Below are 14,930 nucleotides of genomic sequence, written 5' to 3'. Positions count from 1 at the left end.
GATTCGTCGAGATATGGGCAACTTGTCTCTTGCTTTGGCGCGCTATCGCCCCCAAACGACGCTGCGTGAGCGCAACAGTGCACAAATTGACCCCCGGCGAACCGTCGCTGTCTCCGATTCTGGCGCTGACCGCCGATGGGATGAGCGGGGTGAACCGCATCATTCTCGACCGGATGCAGTCGAAAATCCCGCTGATTCCCGCTTTGGCCGGGCACCTCATCGCGGGTGGGGGCAAGCGCATGCGCCCGATGCTGACCCTCGCCAGCGCGGCACTCCTCGAATATGAAGGCGTACGGCATCACAAGCTCGCCGCGGCGGTGGAATTCATCCACACCGCGACGCTGCTGCACGATGATGTCGTCGACAAATCCGACATGCGCCGGGGCAAGGACGCGGCCAATATCGTGTTCGGCAACCCTGCCGCCGTGCTGGTCGGGGATTTCCTGTTTTCGCGCAGCTTCGAATTGATGGTCGAGGACGGCAGCCTCAAGGTGCTGAAGATCCTGTCGGGGGCAAGCGCGGTCATCGCCGAGGGCGAGGTCGATCAGCTCACCGCGCAGCGCAAGGTGGAAACGGGCGAGGAACGCTATCTCCACATCGTCGGTGCGAAGACCGCCGCGCTGTTCGCCGCGGCCTGCCGCATCGCCGCCGTCGTCGCCGAACGCGATCCGAAGGTCGAGGAAGCGCTCGACGATTACGGCCGCAATCTCGGCATTGCGTTCCAACTCGCCGACGATGCCATCGATTACGATTCCGAAGTCGGCGAATCGGGCAAGGACAAGGGCGACGATTTCCGCGATGGAAAGATGACGCTCCCGGTCATCCTCGCCTATGCCCGCGGCGATGCGAAGGAGCGCGCCTTCTGGCAGGACGCGATCCGGGGCAAGCGGAACTCGGACGAGGATCTTGCCCATGCGATCGCGCTCATCGCGAAATATGACGCGGTGACGGACACGCGCGAACGTGCGCGCCATTTCGCCAATCGCGCCATCGATGCCATATCGGGTTTTCCCGCGAACGAGGCGCGCGCCGCGATGATGGAGGCGGTGCAATTCGCGGTGGCCCGCCGCTATTGACCCCGCGATGGAGAGCGCGCCGCTCCCCATAAATGCCGTCCTGCCCGACCTTGCCGCCGCGCTGCGCGAGGGGGCCGGCGCCGTCCTGATCGCGCCGCCGGGCGCGGGCAAGACGACGGCGGTTGCCCCGGCCCTGCTGCACGAGCCGTGGTGCGACGGCGAAATCCTCCTGCTCAGCCCGCGCCGGGTCGCCGCGCGCGCCGCCGCCGAACGCATGGCCGAGACACTGGGCGAACGGGCGGGCGCAACGGTCGGCTATCTTTCCCGCATGGACAGCCGGACATCGGCTCTCACTCGCATCACGGTGATGACGGAGGCGATCTTCGTCAATCGCATCGCCGCCGATCCCGAACTGTCCGGTGTGTCGGCGGTCCTGTTCGACGAGGCGCATGAACGCCATCTCGATAGCGACCTCGGCCTCGCCCTTGCGCTGGAGACGCAGGCGGTGCTGCGCCCCGATCTGCGTCTTCTGGTCATGTCGGCGACGATCGACGGCGCGCGGTTCGCGCAGACGATGGGCGGCGCCCCGGTGATCGAGAGCGAGGGCAAGATCCACCCCCTTACCATCGAGCATATCGGCGCGCGGGCGGAATTGCGGCTGGAGGAGCAGGTGGCGGGCGCCGTGCGCCGCGCGTGGAGCGAGACGGAGGCGGACCGCGATCTTCTCGTATTCCTGCCGGGGGTGCGAGAGATCGAGCGGGCGATGGACACGGTGACGGCGGCGCTGCCGGGCGCGCTCGTCCTGCCGCTCCACGGGCAGGTGGACCCGGCGGAGCAGCGCCGCGCCCTGCGCCGCGACGATGGCGGGCGGCGGCGGATCGTGCTGGCCACGGGAATCGCGGAAACCTCGCTCACGCTCGACGGGGTTTCGGTGGTCGTCGATGCGGGTCTGTCGCGGCGACCGGAATTCGATGCGGAGGCGGGGCTGACCCGGCTCGTCACCGTGCGTGCCAGCCGCGCCGCCATTGCGCAGCGGGCGGGCCGCGCCGCACGGCAGCGCCCCGGCACCTGCTACCGCATGTGGGAGGGCGCAGCCGAAGGCGGGTTTCAGCCCTACGATCCGCCCGAAATCGCAACGGCCGATCTGGCGCCGCTGCTGCTGACGCTGACGCGGTGGGGGAGCGGGGCGGACGAATTGCGCTGGCTCGACCCGCCGCCGGCCGCCGCGCTGCGCGCCGCGAGGGACAGGCTGGAGGCGCTGGGCGCGCTGGATGCCGAGGGGCGGTTGACGGCGCGGGGTGCGGATCTCGACCGGATGGGGATCGAGCCTGCGCTTGCGGCGATGGTCCTGTTCGGGGCGCGGCACGGCGCGGCGGAATCGGCGGCGCGGATCGCGCTTTTGTTGCAGGAGCGCAATCTCGGCGGCGGGGGCGAGGATCTCGCGGGGCGGCTGTCGCGGTGGAATGCCGCGCGGGGCGGGCGTGCGGATGCCAGTCGCAAGCTTGCCGCCCGGTGGGCGCGCCGGGCCGAAAGCCTTGTCGGAACGGACCGGGCGGACACCGGCGATGTCCCGCCGCCAGGCATCCTGCTCGCCCATGCCTTTCCCGACCGGGTCGCGCGGGCGCGGGGCACGAATGGCGAAGACTGGCTGACCGCGGGCGGGCGCGGGTTGCGGCTCGACCCGCTCTCGACGCTGGCGCGGGCGGAATGGCTGGCGGTCGGCGCGGCACAGGGGCACGCGGGCGGGGCGCGCATCATGGCCGCGGCCGAGATCGAGGTGGAGGATGTCGAGCGCTGGCTCGGTGATCGGATCGAGCGGCGCCGCACGCTGCGCTGGAACGAGGGGCGGGCGGAGGCGCGGCTGCAACGCCGGATGGGCCGGATCGTGCTGGCCGAAGGGCCGGATCCGGAGCCCGACCCAGAGGCGATCGCGGCCATGATGGTGGCGCGCGTGGCGCGGGACGGGCTGCAATTGCTGCCATTGGGACGCGCGGCGCACGGCCTGTTGGCGCGCGCGCGTTTTGCAGGGATCGACGCGCTGTCGGACGAGACTTTGCGCGCCGAGGCGGGCACATGGCTCGCGCCGCTGCTTGCGGGCAAGCGCAGTTTCGACGCGCTCGACCCGCGTGGACTGCACGATGCCCTGCGCGCGCGGCTCGACTGGCCGGCGCAGCAGACGCTCGACCGGGTGGCGCCGGCGAACTTCACCTCGCCCGCCGGGACGAGCCACGCCATCGACTATGAAGCGGAAGGCGGCCCGCAGATTGAGTTGCGGGTGCAGGCGTTGTTCGGGCTGGACCGTCATCCCGAATTCGGCAGCCCGCCGCGTCCGCTGCTCCTCCAACTGACCTCGCCCGCGGGCCGCCCGATCCAGGCGACGCGCGACCTTCCCGCATTCTGGCGCGGAAGCTGGGCCGATGTGCGGCGCGAGATGAAGGGGCGCTATCCCCGCCATCGCTGGCCCGAACGGCCGTGGGAGGAGGAGGCCAGCCTTAAAACCCGCAATGCTTTTGAAGGGCGGGGCCGATCCCGCGCTTGATTTCGGCGGCGGCACGGGGCATCGCAAGGGCATTATGGCAGCACGAATCTATCAGCGTCCGAAAAACGCCATGCAGTCGGGGCGTGCGCGTTCCAGCGACTGGATCCTCGAATTCGAAGCGTCGGAGGCGAAGAAGCCCGACCCGCTGATGGGCTGGGCCGGGTCCGGCGATACGCAGGCGCAGGTGCAGTTGCAGTTTCCCGACTGCGACGCGGCGAAGGCCTATGCCGACAAATACGGGATCGCGGTGCATATCGTGCCGACCCCGCCGCGCCGGCTCAAGCTGCAGGCCTACGCCGATAATTTTCGCTGATCGGTCCGCCGGGTCCGTGCCCGGCCGGCCCTATTGCCTGAGCGTGATCAGCCCGTCCTGATACGCGGTGCGGCAATCGCCGGCATCGTGCTGCACATCCTCGACGCGCAATACGGTCGTCGTCATCGCTTCGCCTTCGAAACGCATGTCGTCGCATTCGCCATCGCGCGCCCATTCGCTGCTATCGTCCCCGAAATCGGGCGTTTGCGCCATGGCCGAAGGCGCCATGCCCGGCATCGTCCCGGTCAGCAGGATGGCGGTGGCCGCGGTGCGCAAGGTTCTGCTCGTCATGGTGGTGTTGATTACCGTCCGTATCATGGCGGCGGCGATAGCATGTCGGATTGACCCTTGCCATTTATTGCGCGGATCGGCATATCGCGGGCCGGGAGTCGGGTGGACGTTCGCGTTCGCCAACCTGGTCAGGTCCGGAAGGAAGCAGCCACAACGGATTGCTGCGGGTCGCCCGGCTCCTTCATCACCCCATATCTGCCGCGATCGGTCCGGGTTCCTGCCCGGAACCAGCGAGCTATCCGCAATTTGCACGTCCGCGCCCTTCGACATTGGGGGGTTATCGCACTACATTGCGGGTCATGGCCGATTCACCCGATATCTTTGGCGCCGGCGATCCTGCCCCGGCGCCGCCTCCGCGCGAACCTGACATGGCGGACGATGCCCTCGGGCTCGGGCTGGGCGAACCGGCAACGCCGCCCGCGGCCGTGCCCGACCCGGCGCAACCCTATCGCGTATTGGCGCGCAAGTACCGGCCGCAGACCTTCGGACAGCTCATCGGGCAGGACGCCATGGTGCAGACGCTGGCCAATGCGATCCGGCGCGACCGGCTGGCGCATGCATTCCTGATGACCGGCGTGCGCGGGGTGGGCAAGACGAGCACCGCGCGGCTGATTGCCAAGGCGCTGAACTGCATCGGTCCCGACGGGCAGGGCGGGCCGACCATCGACCCGTGCGGCGTGTGCGAGCCATGCGTCGCCATTGCCGAGGGGCGCCACATCGACGTGATCGAGATGGACGCCGCCAGCCATACCGGCGTCGACGACGTGCGCGAGATTATCGAGGCAGTGCGCTATTCCGCGGTATCGGCGCGCTACAAGATCTATATCATCGACGAAGTGCACATGCTTTCGCGCAATGCGTTCAACGCGCTCCTGAAAACGCTGGAGGAGCCGCCGGCGCATGTGAAATTCCTGTTCGCCACGACCGAGGTGGACAAGCTTCCGGTGACGGTATTGTCCCGGACGCAGCGGTTCGATCTGCGCCGTATCACCGCGCCCATGTTGCAGACGCATTTCGCGTGGGTCTGCGCGCAGGAGCAGGTCGAGGCGGAGGACGAGGCGCTGTCCATGATCGCCGCCGCCGCCGAAGGATCGGTGCGCGACGGGCTCTCGATCCTCGATCAGGCGATCGCCCATGCCGACATGGCGAGCGAGGGCGAAACCACCCGCGTCACCGCGGATCAGGTGCGCGACATGCTCGGCCTTGCCGACAAGGGGGTGCAGCGCCGCCTGCTCTCTGCCGTGCTGTCGGGCGACGGGGCGGGGCTGCTCGATCTGGTCGACCGGCAATATGCGCTCGGCGTGGAGCCGGTTGCGCTCATGCGGGGGCAGATGGAACTCGTCCACCGCATCACGCTGGCACAGCTCGCGCGCGGCGCCGCCGATGCGCCATTGGCGGAGGAGCGCGCGGCGATCGAGCAATGGGCAGGCACGCTGGGCGCGGCGCAATTGCACCGGCTGTGGCAATTGCTGCTTAAAGGACATGACGAGGTGCGGACCGCGCCCGACCCGCTCGTCGCGGCTCAGATGGCACTGCTCCGCATCCTGCACGCCGCGGACATGCCCGATCCCGGCACGCTGATGCGCAGGCTGGACGAAATGGCCGCCCGCCCGGCGATTGCCGCGGGCGGCGGGGGTGATGCGCAGGCCGCCCCCACGGCCACGACCGCCGGCACCGCCGCGATGACGAAGCCCGCTCCGGAATGGACCGATCTCATCGAACAGGTGGAGGATGTCGGCCAGCTGCGCGTGGGGCAGATCATGCGGGACTGGATCCGGGTGGCCGAATTGCAATACGGGATGCTGCGCTACGCCACCGTGCCCGGCTATGGCGAGGACGTCGCCCCCGAATTGCGCGACGCGCTCTACCGCGCCACGGGGGAGCGATGGGAACTGCACCGCGCGGACGGGGGCGAGGCGACACGCCCTTCGCTGGCGGAGGTTGCCCGCGCAAAGGCCGAGGACGAAGCCCGCATCGTGCGCGAGGCGCCGCTGGTGAAGGCGGCGCTTTCCGCCTTTCCCGACGCGCGGCTCATGGACGAGGCCGAAGTGGAACAGATGGACGAGCGGCGTTTCAAACGCGCCTGAAGCCCCTATATATTGACCCGATAACAGGCACGACAGGAGCCAGACGATGAAATCGATGGAAGAAATGATCCAGGCCGCGCAGCAGGCCGCTGAAACGATTCAGAAGCAGATGAACGAGGCGCAGGCCACGCTCGACAATATCGAGGTCGAGGGCGTGTCGGGCGGCGGCATGGTCAAGATCCGCAGCACGGCGAAGGGCCGCATCCTGGGCGTGTCGATCGACGACAGCCTGATAGTGAAGGAGGACAAGCAGATGCTGGAGGATCTCATCACCGCCGCCTTCAACGATTGCCGGACCCGCGCCGACGCCCGCGCGAACGAGGAGATGCAGAAGGTGCAGTCGCAGGCCGGCCTGCCGCCGGGCTTCGACCTTTCCAAGCTCGGTCTCTGATCGCGGGCGGGGATCCCCGCCGTGGTTGCACCCGCGCGATACTGCACCATATTGGATGCGGATCGTAATGCGCGCGCCGGACGATTGGCGTAAGCGCCACTGAATGGAAAATATCTGGATGAGTTCCTACCCGCTTCTACCCTTGCGCGACATCGTCGTATTTCCCGGCATGGTCGTGCCGCTTTTCGTCGGACGTGAAAAATCCGTCGCCGCACTGGAGGCTGCGATGGCCGCGCCCGATGCGGACGACGCCGACGAGGATGAAAACGCATCGGGCAAGCAGATCATGCTGGTCTCGCAGATCGATCCGGCCTGCGACGATCCGGCGGCGGACGACCTGTATGACATGGGCGTGGTCGCGACCGTGCTGCAATTGCTGAAACTGCCGGACGGCACCGTTCGCGTGCTGGTCGAGGGGCAGGAACGCGCGGCGCTCAACGCGGTCGAGGATACCGGCACCATGGTCCGCGCCGAGGTCGAGGTGCTCGACGAGATCACCGCATCGGGCAGCGAGGTCGCCGCCCTCATGCGCCAGGTGATGGAACAGTTCGACGATTATGCGAAGCTGAACAAGAAGCTGTCGGCCGATGCGGGCGAACAGCTTGCCGAGATCGACGATGCCTCGCGGCTCGCCGATGCGGTCGCCGCGAACATCGCCGCCAAGGTGAGCGACAAGCAGGCGATGCTGACCGAGCGCGACCCGGTGAAGCGGCTGGAGATGGGGCTGTCCTTCATGGAAGGCGAGCTCGGCGTGTTGCAGGTGGAGCGCCGCATCCGTGGCCGTGTGAAGCGGCAGATGGAGAAGACGCAGCGCGAATATTACCTCAACGAGCAATTGAAGGCGATTCAGTCGGAGCTCGGCGGCGAGGGTGAGGATGGCGACGAGCTGTCCGAACTGGCCGAGAAGATCGAAAAGACGAAGCTATCCAAGGAGGCGAAGGCGAAGGCCAATGCCGAGTTGAAGAAGCTGAAGGCGATGCAGCCGATGAGCGCGGAGGCCACCGTCATCCGCAATTATCTCGACGTGCTGCTGGGCCTGCCGTGGGGCAAGAAATCCAAGGTCAAGAAGGACATCGCCAAGGCGCAGGAGGTGCTCGACGCCGATCACTACGCGCTGGAAAAGGTGAAGGACCGGATCGTCGAATATCTCGCCGTGCAGGCACGCACCAACAAGCTGAAGGGGCCGATCCTGTGCCTTGTCGGGCCGCCGGGCGTGGGCAAGACCTCGCTTGGTCGTTCGATCGCGCGTGCGACGGGGCGCGAGTTCGTGCGCCAGTCGCTGGGCGGTGTGCGCGACGAGGCCGAGATTCGCGGCCATCGCCGCACCTATATCGGCTCGCTTCCGGGCAAGATCGTCACCAATCTGAAGAAGGCAGGCGCATCCAATCCGCTCTTCCTGCTCGACGAGATCGACAAGCTGGGGCAGGATTTCCGCGGCGATCCGGCCTCGGCCCTGCTCGAGGTGCTGGACCCCGAACAGAACGCGAAGTTTCAGGATCATTACCTCGAGGTCGATTACGACCTCTCCGACGTGATGTTCGTGTGCACGGCCAATTCGCTGAACCTGCCGCAGCCGCTGCTCGACCGGATGGAGATCATCCGCCTCGAAGGTTACACCGAGGATGAGAAGGTCGAGATTGCCGAGCGCCACCTGATCGAGAAGCAGGTCGAGCAGCACGGGCTTACCGAAGGGGAATTCACCCTGACTCAGGAAGGCCTGCGCGATCTCATCCGCTATTACACGCGGGAGGCCGGGGTCCGCACGCTGGAGCGTGAGATCGCGCGGCTGGCGCGCAAGAGCCTGCGAAAGATCCTGGAAGGCGAGATGAAAAGCATCACCATCACGCCGGAAAACCTAGGCGAATTTGCCGGCGTGCGCAAATTCCGCCACGGCGTTTCGGATGAGGAGAACCAGGTCGGCGCGGTCACCGGCCTCGCCTGGACCGAGGTGGGCGGCGAATTGCTGACCATCGAAAGCGTCACCGTGCCCGGCAAGGGACAGGTCCGCACGACCGGCAAGCTGGGCGAGGTGATGAACGAGAGCGTGCAGGCGGCTTTCAGTTTCGTGAAAGCGCGCGCGCCCGCCTATGGCATCAAGCCGTCGATCTTCCTGCGCAAGGACATCCACATCCACCTTCCCGAAGGTGCGGTGCCGAAGGACGGGCCGAGCGCGGGCGTCGGCATGGTCACCTCGATCATTTCCACGCTGACCGGGATTCCCGTGCGCGCGGATGTCGCCATGACGGGCGAGGTGACGTTGCGCGGCCGCGTGCTGGCCATCGGCGGGTTGAAGGAAAAACTGCTGGCGGCGTTGCGCGGCGGCATCACCACCGTTCTCATTCCCGAAGAAAACCGCAAGGATCTGGTGGAAATCCCGTCGAACATTACCGAGCGGCTCGAAATCCTCCCGGTTTCGCATGTGGACGAGGTGCTGGCCCGCGCCCTGGCCGAACCGACCGAGATGATCGACTGGAGCGAGGCGGACGATCTGGCCAGTCAGCCGGCGCCGATCGGTACGGCCGGAACGGTGCCCACCGCGCATTAAAGCTCGGTTTTTACCGCGAACGATAATACCGCGATGTGGCAACAATGCTGCATCGCGGTATTTCGCGTGAGGTGTGGCCCGATGGCGCCTCTTTGCCGCAAACGGATCCAAAATCGCATCTTTTCCGCGGCTTTGGCGCGGATTTGCCTTTGACACGCTGGCCGAAAACCGCTCCATTCCGTGCGTCTTAGGGGCGATTCATTATCGAGCCGCCCGTTAGGGTCACGAGTTTTATTAGCCAATCATACAAGGGGGTTTTCGAACCATGAACAAGAACGAGCTGATCAGCCAGGTTGCCGATGCCAGCGCCCTGTCGCGCAACGACGCGACCAAGGCAGTCGAAAGCGTTTTCGACGTCATCACCGAGGCGCTCGCCAAGGGTGACGAAGTGCGCCTCGTCGGTTTCGGCACGTTTTCGGTCGCAGAGCGCAAGGCATCGACCGGCCGCAATCCGCGCACGGGCGAGCCGATGGAAATCAAGGCTTCGACCCAGCCGAAGTTCAAGGCCGGCAAGGGCCTGAAGGACGCCGTCAACTAAGACGCGCGTTCATCGCACATGAAAACCGCGCGAGGGCACCGGCCCTCGCGCGGTTTTTCGTTGCGCGCAATCCGCGGCGTCAGTTTTCGGGCAAGTCCCGCATCGCACAGGCATAGAGGCTGATCGCCGCGGCATTCGACACGTTCAGGCTTTCCACCGCAGTCGCGATCGGCAGACGCGCGATCTGGTCGCAATGCTGCCCGATATTGTGGCGCAACCCGTCACCCTCTGCGCCGAGTACGAGAGCCACCGGCCCGGTGGTCAGCGCGTCGGCAAGCGTGGCCTCGCCATCGCCGTCGAGCCCGATGCGCCAATATCCGGCCTCCGCCAGATCATCGAGCGCGCGCGAGAGATTGACCACGCGCACCCATGGCAAGGTTTCCAGCGCGCCCGATGCCGATTTGGCAAGCACGCCCGATTCGGGCGGGGCGTGCCGGTCCTGCGTCACGATGCAGGCCGCGCCGAATGCGGCGGCGGATCGCATGATCGCGCCCACGTTATGCGGATCGGTCACATGGTCGAGTACCACGATCGGCGCGCCCGGCTCTCCCAATGCGACATCGTCGAGGAAGATATCGTCGAGCGGATCGCATTCCACCACCAGGTTCTGATGCGGCGCATCGCGGGCGACCAGCCGCGCCATGTCGGTATTCTGCGCATATTCGACGCGCACGTCCTGCGGAAGCTCGATCTGCTCCTCTTCGAGCATGGCGTCGATCGCCTCGCGCGTGCCCCACAGTTTCAGGATGGTGCGATTCTCATTGGCCAGCGCCGCGGCGACCGCGTGCCGGCCCCAGAAGCGCACCGCCCCTTTCGATGCGCGCCCGCTGCCGCGTCCGCCCTGCATCCGGCCGGCGCGTCCGCGCAGTGCTTTTTTCTCGCCTTTTTTTGCCATGTTCTCGCGCCTCGTTCCGTTTTGTGCGCCGCCTGTGCCAGCCTGCCTGTTGACAGGCAAGCGCAGCTTCGCCAAAGGGTGCGCCTCTCGGCCGGACGGACCTTTGCGGTTCGTCGCTTTTGAAGGGGCAAACGCCCCATCGATACGGCACCGGTGTGGACAGGTGGCCGAGTGGTTAAAGGCAGCAGACTGTAAATCTGCCCGCGCAAGCGTACGCTGGTTCGAATCCAGCCCTGTCCACCACCGCCGTTCCATCAAGCTCTCATGCGGCGCGCAATTCGCGGCGATTCGGTGTCATTGCATCCCGCCGATCATACAGCCAATGCGACAGGTCGCGGCCGATGAGTTCGGCCGTCATTTCCATGTCGGGCCTGAAGCTGTGCAGGAGCATGCGGCGCAGGCCGGGATCGAATGGCGGGGCCGGGACGGTGCAACGTTCGCTCTGTGGGGAAAGTCCGACGCGTTCCATGATCCGGGCAATACCGCGATGCTCGCTTGCGATCCGTGCGTGCCAGCAATAGCGCGGCACCCGTTTCATTCCCGATGCGCAATTGCGCCGCGCCGTCAGGTCGAGCCGACAATCATAGGGCGCGCCGAGAAATTCGAGCGTTTCGCGAAGCACGCTTTCGGGGCGCCGGACGAGATCGTCGAACAGGATGAACTTCAGGTTGTCGCGGGGAAACACATCGAGATATTCGCGTATCCGGCGCGCATACATCCCGCCCGCCCGGTAATGGTAACCCCACCAATAGCCGCGCGCGATGCGATCCCCTTCGACGCAGAGCGCGTCGGTGAAATCGCGCAGCGGTTCGTATCCGTCCCGCACGTGATGCATGAATTGCGAGTACGCCCGCTCAACCGGGTTGCGCAGGAGAAAAACGATTTTCGCATCGGGATTTCTCCTGCGAATGGCGCGCGCGACGCCGGGAAAGTAGAGGTAGCCCGAAGAAGCCTCGCCCCTAAGCTGGTGGTCCTGCGCGTCGGCGAAGAGGCGTTCGTAATCGGTCTGCTCGAATGTCATCGCCGCTGCGTAGTGGGGGTCGACATGGGTTCCGATCGTCGCTGCGTTTCGCCCTTCGAAACAGAAGAAGTGAGGTTCCTTGACCGGGGCCGTGAAGATTGCGGATTGCCGGCTCAACCATTGGTGAAAAACCGTGGTGCCGGATTTTGCGGCACCGACGATGAGGAAATTCGGGAATTGCGTCACGCTCTGTCCTTTCGCTCGGATAGGCGAGATGCTGCGCAACGAACGTGCCAGGTTGCAAAAGGGCGCAAAACAGCGGGTTCATGCTCCGAAGCTTTCATGGCATGCTGCGAATAACCGATGCATAATGCGAAAGATTGGCGTTTTGCGAATCCTGGCGACAATGGTCCGATGCGCGCCGCGGCGCGACGCCTTGACCCATGGCGACGCGCCGGTAAGGCACGAGACATGACCCATGCGCCCCTGACCCTGTTCAATTCGCTCACTCGCAAGCCCGAGCCTTTCGCACCTGTCCATGATGGCGAGGCGCGGGTCTACAGCTGCGGCCCGACGGTCTATAATTACCCGCATATCGGCAACATGCGTGCCTATGTCTTTGCCGACACGCTGGGGCGGGTGTTGAGCTGGCGCGGTTACCGGCTGACCCATGTCATCAACATCACCGATGTCGGCCATCTGACCGACGATGCCGATGCGGGCGAGGACAAGCTGGAAAAGGCGGCCAGCGAGCGGGCACAGTCGATCTGGGACATTGCGCGCCATTATACCGATGCGTTCAAGGCGGATGTCGACGCGCTCAATATCCGGCAGCCCGCCGAATGGACCGTCGCGACCGACTACATCGACGCGATGATCGATTTTGCGACATCCATCGCGGACCGGCATTGCTATGAAATCGACAGCGGCCTGTATTTCGATACCGCCAGCGTCGCGGATTATGGCCGCCTGGCCCGCGCCGTCACGGAGGAGGGCGAGGGGCGCATCGACGCGGTCGAAGGCAAGCGCAACGCCGCCGATTTCGCGATCTGGCGCCGGACGCCGCCCGGCGAAACGCGCCAGATGGAATGGGATTCGCCATGGGGCCGGGGGGCGCCGGGCTGGCATCTCGAATGCAGCGTGATGAGCGGGCAGGTACTCGGCTTTCCCTTCGACATTCACACCGGCGGCATCGACCACCGCGAAATCCACCACCCCAACGAAATCGCGCAGAATCAGGCGTTCTGCGGCTGCGGCGGATTGGACGAGGCGGTGCATTCGGGGGCGAAAATCTGGATGCACAACAATTTCCTCGTCGACCGGACGGGAAAGATGAGCAAGTCCTCGGGCGAATTCCTGCGCCTGAAACTATTGCGCGATCGGGGCTATCACCCGCTGGCCTATCGCATGATGTGCCTGCAGGCGCATTACCGCAGCGAGCTGGAGTTTTCCTGGGACGGGCTGCTGGCGGCGCTCACGCGGGTGAAGCGGCTTTTGACGGGTGCGCGCAATGCAATCGGCGCGAGCGGCGAAACAGTCGCGTCGGGCGCGGTGATGGCCGATCTCGCGATCGACAATGCCAGGTTGCGCGCCCTGCTCGACCGGTTCGATGCCGCGCTGGCCGACGATCTCAACACGCCGGTCGCGCTGACCGTGCTGGATGAGGCGGTGACGGCGAAGAAAGTGCCGGCGGAGGAGAAGGCCGCGCTTGTCGCCGCGATGATGGCGGTGCTGGGCCTGCCCCTGCTCGCGCGCGAGGATTTCCGGATCCGTCCCCAATCCGCACAGCTCGACGAAACCGAGGTGGAGGCGGCGATGGACCGGCGCAAGGCGGCACGGGCGGCAAAGGATTTTGCGACCTCCGACGCGATCCGCGACGAACTGGCCGCCAAGGGGGTCGAGGTGATGGACGGCGATCCGCTGGGCTGGGAGTGGCAGCCCGGCTGATCGCCGCCGGCCCCGCTCAACCCTCGTCGAGCAGCAGCACCTCGATTTCCACGCAGAGCCGGGGTTCGGGCAGCAGGCTGTGCTCGACCGAGCGGACCTCCGCATCGGCGACGAGGTGCCGGGGAATCGAAAACTCGTGATCGGCCAGGCTGGCGACGAAGCGTTCGCCCGCCTCCACCGCGTGGACGCCGGTAAAGGCGAGGCTCATGGTGTGGCGCGATCCGGTGAAGGTGATGCTGGCCCAGGGACGCTGCGAGTGGACGACGATGCGCCCTTCGTTTTCCGCGAGGTCCAGCACCGCGGCCGCGAGCCGTTCGCCCGGCGTGCGTTTGGAGCGCATGGCCATGGTCCTTTTGAAATCGAAGCTCTTGGTCAGGATTGGCATTTCATAGGACATGCTGCGTCTCCCCACCCTTGGCGATGTATTTGTTCATGAAATGTTCCACCCGCATTATCGTGCGACGACGCGGTTCGCGACCATTGCGCAAATCGACGACCAGACGCGGATCGCGCACGGCGAGCCTTCCGAACTTCGTTTCCGGCATTCCGGTGCGGCGGAGAAATTTCTCGATGTCCCGAATCAGCAACCTAACCTCCATTCTGCGACCCCAAGATTACGGTGATTCGCCTTGGGAATATCCTTTTGATCTAAAAAGAAATCCTACTTGTCTAGGAAAAAACTTTCGATTACATAGGAAAAATGATCGACGACCCGACACGCGCCCGGCTTCTGGCCCTGGCGGAAAGCAATGGCACCACGCTTGCGGCCCTTTCCCGGCTGATCGGGCGCAATGCGAGCTATCTTCAGCAATTCATACGCAAGGGAAGCCCGCGGAAGCTGGAGGAAAATGACCGCCGCCGCCTCGCGGAATTCTTCGGCGTGGCCGAGGAGGAGCTTGGCGGCTCCGACGGGAAAGAAAAATCCTACGCCAAGGCGGTGAGTGCTCCGGCGGCGGGGCCGGGGGCCGCGATTCGCGGTGCGTTCAAATGGGTGCAGATCCCGCGCTTGCCGCTTGGTGCGTCGGCGGGGCCGGGGGCGTTTTCGGCCGAGGAATCGCCGGTCGGGCAATTGTCCTTTTCCGCCGCGTGGCTGCGCGAGCTGGGATTGTCGAGCCAGACGCTGAACGCGATTACCGTGGCGGGCGATTCGATGGAGACGACCCTTTCGGATGGCGACGAAATCCTCGTGAATCGGGATCTCGCCCGGATCCGCGACGGGATTCACGTGCTGCGCCGCGACGATACGCTTCTGGTCAAACGGTTGCAGTTCAACCCGCCGGGCCGGGTCTCGATCATTTCGGACAATGCAGCCTATCCGCCCGAACATGGCGTTCCGCTCGACGAGATCGAGGTGATCGGCCGGGTGGTGTGGAAAGGCGGGCGGGTTTGATCGCGCGGGGTGCGACC

14 protein-coding genes, 1 tRNA gene and 1 other RNA gene are annotated in these 14,930 nt (G+C 65.6%); 11 read left to right on the top strand and 5 right to left on the bottom strand.

Going from position 1 to position 14,930, the window contains the following annotated elements; translation table 11 throughout:
- Positions 1 to 65 precede the first annotated feature (65 nt).
- The 3 genes from Q0897_RS05505 to Q0897_RS05495 are packed head-to-tail and all read left to right on the top strand — an operon-like array spanning position 66 to position 3,868.
- Complete coding sequence (locus Q0897_RS05505) at positions 66 to 1,076, top strand: polyprenyl synthetase family protein (RefSeq protein ID WP_299308079.1); 1,011 nt, start codon at positions 66 to 68, stop codon at positions 1,074 to 1,076.
- 7 nt (positions 1,077 to 1,083) lie between these two features.
- Complete coding sequence (hrpB, locus tag Q0897_RS05500) at positions 1,084 to 3,555, top strand: ATP-dependent helicase HrpB (RefSeq protein ID WP_299308078.1); 2,472 nt, start codon at positions 1,084 to 1,086, stop codon at positions 3,553 to 3,555.
- Between the two features lie 34 nt (positions 3,556 to 3,589).
- Complete coding sequence (locus tag Q0897_RS05495) at positions 3,590 to 3,868, top strand: ETC complex I subunit (protein ID WP_202085667.1); 279 nt, start codon at positions 3,590 to 3,592, stop codon at positions 3,866 to 3,868.
- A gap of 30 nt (positions 3,869 to 3,898) precedes the next feature.
- Here Q0897_RS05495 and Q0897_RS05490 read toward each other — a convergent pair whose 3' ends face one another.
- A complete protein-coding gene (locus tag Q0897_RS05490; RefSeq protein WP_299308077.1) occupies positions 3,899 to 4,186 on the bottom strand; it encodes a hypothetical protein in 288 nt (95 codons plus the stop codon).
- A gap of 64 nt (positions 4,187 to 4,250) precedes the next feature.
- Here Q0897_RS05490 and ffs point away from each other — a divergent pair.
- From ffs to Q0897_RS05465, 5 genes are all read left to right on the top strand, one after another.
- An RNA gene (gene ffs, locus Q0897_RS05485) (signal recognition particle sRNA small type) lies at positions 4,251 to 4,345 on the top strand.
- A 113-nt stretch (positions 4,346 to 4,458) separates the two neighbouring features.
- Positions 4,459 to 6,246: a DNA polymerase III subunit gamma/tau gene (locus Q0897_RS05480; RefSeq protein WP_366519901.1), complete on the top strand. Its 1,788-nt coding sequence runs from the start codon at positions 4,459 to 4,461 to the stop codon at positions 6,244 to 6,246.
- 46 nt (positions 6,247 to 6,292) lie between these two features.
- Positions 6,293 to 6,637, top strand: coding sequence for a YbaB/EbfC family nucleoid-associated protein (locus Q0897_RS05475; RefSeq protein ID WP_299308076.1), 345 nt, complete (start codon positions 6,293 to 6,295; stop codon positions 6,635 to 6,637).
- Positions 6,638 to 6,740: 103 nt separating this feature from the next.
- A complete protein-coding gene (gene lon / locus Q0897_RS05470; protein ID WP_299308075.1) occupies positions 6,741 to 9,182 on the top strand; it encodes an endopeptidase La in 2,442 nt (813 codons plus the stop codon).
- Between the two features lie 265 nt (positions 9,183 to 9,447).
- Entirely contained in the window at positions 9,448 to 9,720 is a 273-nt protein-coding gene (locus tag Q0897_RS05465; RefSeq protein ID WP_202085661.1) for an HU family DNA-binding protein, read from the top strand.
- Between the two features lie 79 nt (positions 9,721 to 9,799).
- On the opposite strand, the gene rlmB is transcribed toward Q0897_RS05465, so the two are convergent.
- The gene (rlmB, locus tag Q0897_RS05460; protein WP_299308073.1) at positions 9,800 to 10,615 is read right to left on the bottom strand and encodes a 23S rRNA (guanosine(2251)-2'-O)-methyltransferase RlmB; all 816 of its coding nucleotides are present in this window, start codon (positions 10,613 to 10,615) and stop codon (positions 9,800 to 9,802) included.
- Between the two features lie 157 nt (positions 10,616 to 10,772).
- On the opposite strand from rlmB, the gene Q0897_RS05455 reads away from it, so the two are divergent.
- Positions 10,773 to 10,858 (top strand) — tRNA-Tyr (locus Q0897_RS05455).
- 19 nt (positions 10,859 to 10,877) lie between these two features.
- Here the strand turns inward: Q0897_RS05455 and Q0897_RS05450 are convergent.
- Complete coding sequence (locus Q0897_RS05450; RefSeq protein WP_299308072.1) at positions 10,878 to 11,822, bottom strand: sulfotransferase; 945 nt, start codon at positions 11,820 to 11,822, stop codon at positions 10,878 to 10,880.
- A gap of 225 nt (positions 11,823 to 12,047) precedes the next feature.
- Here Q0897_RS05450 and cysS point away from each other — a divergent pair, with 225 nt between their 5' ends.
- Positions 12,048 to 13,523, top strand: a complete 1,476-nt coding sequence (gene cysS / locus Q0897_RS05445; RefSeq protein ID WP_299308071.1) for a cysteine--tRNA ligase — start codon at positions 12,048 to 12,050, stop codon at positions 13,521 to 13,523.
- Between the two features lie 16 nt (positions 13,524 to 13,539).
- On the opposite strand, the gene Q0897_RS05440 is transcribed toward cysS, so the two are convergent.
- Together Q0897_RS05440 and Q0897_RS05435 are read right to left on the bottom strand one after the other, a co-directional pair.
- Positions 13,540 to 13,920, bottom strand: a complete 381-nt coding sequence (locus tag Q0897_RS05440) for a hypothetical protein (RefSeq protein ID WP_299308069.1) — start codon at positions 13,918 to 13,920, stop codon at positions 13,540 to 13,542.
- A complete protein-coding gene (locus Q0897_RS05435) occupies positions 13,910 to 14,110 on the bottom strand; it encodes a hypothetical protein (RefSeq protein WP_236672223.1) in 201 nt (66 codons plus the stop codon). Before Q0897_RS05435 ends, Q0897_RS05440 begins: the two co-directional genes overlap by 11 nt.
- Positions 14,111 to 14,223: 113 nt before the next feature.
- Between Q0897_RS05435 and Q0897_RS05430 the strand changes: the two genes are divergently transcribed.
- Positions 14,224 to 14,913, top strand: coding sequence for a S24 family peptidase (locus Q0897_RS05430; RefSeq protein ID WP_299308068.1), 690 nt, complete (start codon positions 14,224 to 14,226; stop codon positions 14,911 to 14,913).
- Positions 14,914 to 14,930 lie beyond the last annotated feature (17 nt).

This window comes from uncultured Croceicoccus sp. (assembly GCF_947496385.1).
Taxonomy (GTDB): Bacteria; Pseudomonadota; Alphaproteobacteria; order Sphingomonadales; family Sphingomonadaceae; genus Croceicoccus.
This window is presented reverse-complemented; position numbering and strand designations above follow the sequence as displayed.

Excerpts from the sequence above, each read along its gene's own strand:
- Q0897_RS05475 (WP_299308076.1), top strand. The coding sequence starts at position 6,293 with ATGAAATCGATGGAAGAAATGATCCAGGCCGCGCAGCAGGCCGCTGAA.
- hrpB (WP_299308078.1), top strand. The coding sequence starts at position 1,084 with ATGGAGAGCGCGCCGCTCCCCATAAATGCCGTCCTGCCCGACCTTGCC.
- cysS (WP_299308071.1), top strand. The coding sequence starts at position 12,048 with ATGACCCATGCGCCCCTGACCCTGTTCAATTCGCTCACTCGCAAGCCC.
- Q0897_RS05495 (WP_202085667.1), top strand. The coding sequence starts at position 3,590 with ATGGCAGCACGAATCTATCAGCGTCCGAAAAACGCCATGCAGTCGGGG.
- Q0897_RS05440 (WP_299308069.1), bottom strand. The coding sequence starts at position 13,920 with ATGTCCTATGAAATGCCAATCCTGACCAAGAGCTTCGATTTCAAAAGG.
- Q0897_RS05465 (WP_202085661.1), top strand. The coding sequence starts at position 9,448 with ATGAACAAGAACGAGCTGATCAGCCAGGTTGCCGATGCCAGCGCCCTG.
- Q0897_RS05480 (WP_366519901.1), top strand. The coding sequence starts at position 4,459 with ATGGCCGATTCACCCGATATCTTTGGCGCCGGCGATCCTGCCCCGGCG.
- Q0897_RS05430 (WP_299308068.1), top strand. The coding sequence starts at position 14,224 with ATGATCGACGACCCGACACGCGCCCGGCTTCTGGCCCTGGCGGAAAGC.
- Q0897_RS05490 (WP_299308077.1), bottom strand. The coding sequence starts at position 4,186 with ATGATACGGACGGTAATCAACACCACCATGACGAGCAGAACCTTGCGC.
- lon (WP_299308075.1), top strand. The coding sequence starts at position 6,741 with ATGGAAAATATCTGGATGAGTTCCTACCCGCTTCTACCCTTGCGCGAC.
- rlmB (WP_299308073.1), bottom strand. The coding sequence starts at position 10,615 with ATGGCAAAAAAAGGCGAGAAAAAAGCACTGCGCGGACGCGCCGGCCGG.